General features: G+C 55.5%; 3 protein-coding genes. 2 read left to right on the top strand and 1 reads right to left on the bottom strand.

What is annotated here, in order from left to right:
- Positions 1-336: 336 nt before the first annotated feature.
- Positions 337-645 carry a hypothetical protein gene (locus VFE46_09365; GenBank protein ID HZZ28200.1) on the top strand — a complete coding sequence of 103 codons (309 nt, stop codon included), beginning with the start codon at positions 337-339 and terminating at the stop codon, positions 643-645.
- A 276-nt stretch (positions 646-921) separates the two neighbouring features.
- Here the strand turns inward: VFE46_09365 and VFE46_09360 are convergent, their stop codons facing one another.
- Complete coding sequence (locus VFE46_09360) at positions 922-1,803, bottom strand: hypothetical protein (protein HZZ28199.1); 882 nt, start codon at positions 1,801-1,803, stop codon at positions 922-924.
- A 524-nt stretch (positions 1,804-2,327) separates the two neighbouring features.
- Between VFE46_09360 and ilvB the strand changes: the two genes are divergently transcribed.
- Positions 2,328-4,030: biosynthetic-type acetolactate synthase large subunit (gene ilvB / locus VFE46_09355; protein HZZ28198.1), on the top strand; the 1,703-nt coding region annotated here is incomplete at its 3' end.

Raw genomic sequence — 4,030 nt, 5'->3', positions numbered from 1 at the left:
TGATGCAAAAGTACAAGCCGTAGGACTGGGCTGTATCTTTGCCTGGATCGCTGCTAACTCCTGGTGGGAAGTACCAGTCGCACTAGCTCCTATCGGTCTGTGAGACAATGTCAGAACCCCATAATAAACGAACATATGAATCAAACATCAGAATATTGGATATACAAGTGAAGACCGCGACAGGGTTATATTACGGAAATATTGACAGTGAGGTAGGAACCATCCTCCAACAAAAGCTGAAACAGTTTCCGAATTTCGCATCTGCGTTGGTGCTTTCAGTCGACAGCACCATCGCCCCCGTGGACATTCTGTCCATTATGTCGAATTACGGAATCGATGCACGATTGGAACCTGGGGGGAGTGCTGCTCAACCGCGAACAAGTTGAAAGTGCCTCAAACGCAGGAGTGTTCGCCGGGTTTGACGAAGTATGGTTCCTTGCGACTGGCACAATACAAAGACAAATACCTCCCAAATATACCATCCCTGACACTGTTGACCGCTTGCTCAATACATTATCTGCATTTGAATCATGGTTGAAGGAAACACAGTGCATTTTGGCACTTGGCGATGGAGTAGAGCATCTGAGCTACGCCACCTGGGACGGTACTATTGCCGCCTTGATTGAATCACAGGAAACGAAATGATGCCAGGGTGAACCATGATCCGCATTGCCGAACCGCCGCCGCCTGACGATGGGCCGTATGAATCTCGTGGCCGTTTCGTTGCCGCCACGTAGCCGAGTCTCCGAGACTCGGAGGCGCGTGAACCATCTAGCCATCATAGAAATCATCGCGCATTCCCCACCTTCAAAACACTCGCTTACTGACGTGCGCGGCTCCGTAATTGTGTACGTTCAACAAACTCCACTTCGCGAATTTCGTAATCAAACATCCCTAACACCGCTTTGCACCGTAGGCGCACTACTTCAAATAATGCGAGCGGACGGCGACTTTCATGGTGCCGTCGCTGGCCACTTCGAAGGTGTGGCCTGTGGGACCTTGCTCTTCCCGCATCGAAACCGGGCCGTCGAAGCTGGCGCTGGCCACCTGGCAACTTTCGGGCTCGATTTGCAGTTGCCCTTTCACGTTCATGGTGCCGCCGCCAGGGAGCTTCAGCACTACCAGCATTTCGAAGGTGGCCAGGCGGCGATGATCTTCATCCAAGTTCACGTCGTGCAGAGTCAGCTCGACCTTCTGGGCATCGCCCCCGATGTCTTTCACGCCCAATAATACCGACGCCATTTCGTTTGGCATGCGCAGAGTTTGGCCGATCGCCATTTTTTTTCCGTTCAAATATTCGCCTAAGGGACTAGGATGGCCGACGGCATCCATGCTGGCGGCCACCAGCGAGCGCTCTTCTTCCGGCACCTCGCCGCCTTGCGGATCGGTAACCACCAAATCTTCACCGCGGCGCTGGACGAGGTACGATTTACCTTCAATCGGCTGCGTTTGCGGAGTGCTGGCCTGCTTGCCGCGGCTGACTTCCTCCCACGCCTTCGAATAAAAGACTTGCACCTTGGTGGCTTTGTTGTCGGTCACTTGCAATACGGTAACCTGGCGATCCTGATCGCGGGTGAGCTGTTGCATTTCGGACGAAATGGTTTGCCCGGCCTGATGCAGACTGATGTTTAGCTCCAACGTAAATTTCATTTCGTGCGAAGCCTGCTGGCCCACTTGCGGCGCGCGGTAGGTGAATTGAACGGCCTCGCCTGCGAAAATTTGGCGTGTTAGCAGTAAGCAGAAAAAGGCCACCGACCATCGCAGCGATGGTGCCCGACGCAAACAGACGCGAATAGATTTCATGGGAGAAGGGACTGGGCTAGGGGCTAGGATTAGGGAGTAGGAGCTAGGGAGTAGGGATGGGAACGAGAACGAGCAACAGAATCTGACAGGGATCAACAAACAACCGGAATTTCGCTTGCGGTTTAGCCGCCGCCGGACAGGAAAGCTGGCTGGGGCAGGATCGGTCGGACGAGTGTCTCCCCTGGCGAAAAGGTCGCGTATGATCGGCGGCCGGCTGGGATAGGTCAAGACGAACCTGGCCGTCCAAATGTCGTCTTCCAACCTCAGCAGCCCGCCTGAACCGCATGGGAGGAATAATTGTCCGCTGCAGAGCGGCATTTACGTCGATTTCGCGGGGTGTGCGGTTGCATCGGGGCCGGCTGCCGCATATCCTAATGTGTTGGCCTGAAAGAGGTTGGTGTGTGGTGTCTGGTCGTCTGGTGTCTTGTGCCTGGTAGCATAAGGGCACTAGACCACCATGTGCCAGTCAACCAGACACAAGGCCACCAGACACTAGACACCCAGAGATTTCATGAGGTTTTTGCGTGGCGACAGCTTCTAAACCGCGGACTGCTAGCGGATTGGTGACCGGCTCCGATGTGGTGGTGCAATCGTTGGTGAACCACGGCGTGGAAATCATCTTTGCCTACCCTGGCGGGGCCAGCATGCCTTTGCACCAGGCCCTGACGCGGTTCAAAGATCAAATTCGCACGATTCTTCCGCGCCATGAACAAGGGGGTGGGTTCGCCGCCCAAGGCTTGGCTCGAACCACCGGAAAACCAGGCGTGTGCATGGCCACCAGCGGGCCGGGCGCCCTGAATTTAGTGACCGCCATTGCCGACGCAAAAATGGACAGCGTGCCGCTCGTTGCCATCACCGGGCAGGTTGGCACGCCGGTCATTGGAACCGATGCCTTCCAGGAAACGCCCATCGTCGAAGTGTGCCGCGGCATTACCAAGCATCACTATTTAGTGACCGACGTGAACGACGTGACCCGGGTGATGCGGGAAGCATTTCACATTGCTACGACGGGGCGGCCGGGGCCAGTGTTAGTCGATGTGCCGAAAAACGTGCAAATTAGTTCCGTCGAGCCTGACTACAACGTGCCGATGAATTTGCCGGGCTATCATCCAGAGGTGTTTGCCAAGCCGGAGCAAATTCGGCAAGTGGCGGCGGCCATCAAGCGTGCCAAGCGGCCGATTATTTACGCCGGCGGCGGGGTAATTAGCGGCGATGCCAGCCCGGAGCTGCGCGAATTGGTCCGCAAAACAAAAATTCCCGTGGCGATGACGGTGATGGGGCTGGGCGCTATTCCGGCCAACGAGCAGCTTTCGCTCGACATGTTGGGCATGCACGGCTCGGTCTATTCCAACTATGCCGTGAACGATGCCGATTTGCTGCTGGCCTTCGGGGTGCGGTTCGATGATCGCGTGACCGGCAAAGTAGCGGAGTTCGCCAAGCACGGGTTTATTGTGCACATTGACGTCGACCCTTCGGAAATCAACAAGAATAAGGCGGCGCACATTCCGATTGTCAGCGACATTAAATTCGCCCTGGCCGAGTTGAACAAAATTGTAGAAGCGCCCGACGATTTAAGCGACTGGCACAAGCAAACTGCCGAGTGGAAGAAATCGGATCCGTTGAAATACGATAAAAACTTTGACGGTATTTTGCAGCAGCACGCCATTGACGAACTGTGGAAACTGACGCGCGGCGAAGATACGATCATCACCGTCGGCGTGGGTCAGCACCAAATGTGGGCGGCGCAATTTTACAAGTTCATGCACCCGCGCACGTTTCTTTCCAGCTCCGGCCTGGGCACGATGGGGTTTGGTTTGCCGGCCGCAGTGGGCGCAAAAGCCGCCAACCCGGACAAGCTGGTGGTGGATATCGACGGCGACGGCAGTTTTCAAATGAACATTCAAGAATTGGCCACGGCCTATTGCGAAAAGCTGCCGGTGAAAGTGCTGCTGCTCAATAATCAGCACTTGGGCATGGTGATGCAATGGGAAGATCGGTTCCATCAGGGGAATCGGGCTCATACGTATTTGGGGCCGATTGATCATCCCGAAGCGATTGGCGAAGGGAACGGCCTGGGGCCATCGGAGCGGTATCCCGATTTTGTGGCGATTGCCAAAGGTTACGGCTGCGGCGCAGCCACGGTGAAAAAGAAGAGCGACTTGACGGCGGCGCTCCAAGAAATGATCGCCTATCCCGGCCCCTTTGTGCTCGACGTGGAAGTTCCCTA

Source organism: Pirellulales bacterium (assembly GCA_035656635.1).
GTDB lineage: Bacteria > Planctomycetota > Planctomycetia > Pirellulales > JADZDJ01 > DATJYL01.
The sequence above is the reverse complement of the archived record's forward strand: the minus strand, read 5'-3'. Positions and strand labels throughout refer to the sequence as shown.

Excerpts from the sequence above, each read along its gene's own strand:
- VFE46_09365 (HZZ28200.1), top strand. The coding sequence starts at position 337 with ATGCACGATTGGAACCTGGGGGGAGTGCTGCTCAACCGCGAACAAGTT.
- VFE46_09360 (HZZ28199.1), bottom strand. The coding sequence starts at position 1,803 with ATGAAATCTATTCGCGTCTGTTTGCGTCGGGCACCATCGCTGCGATGG.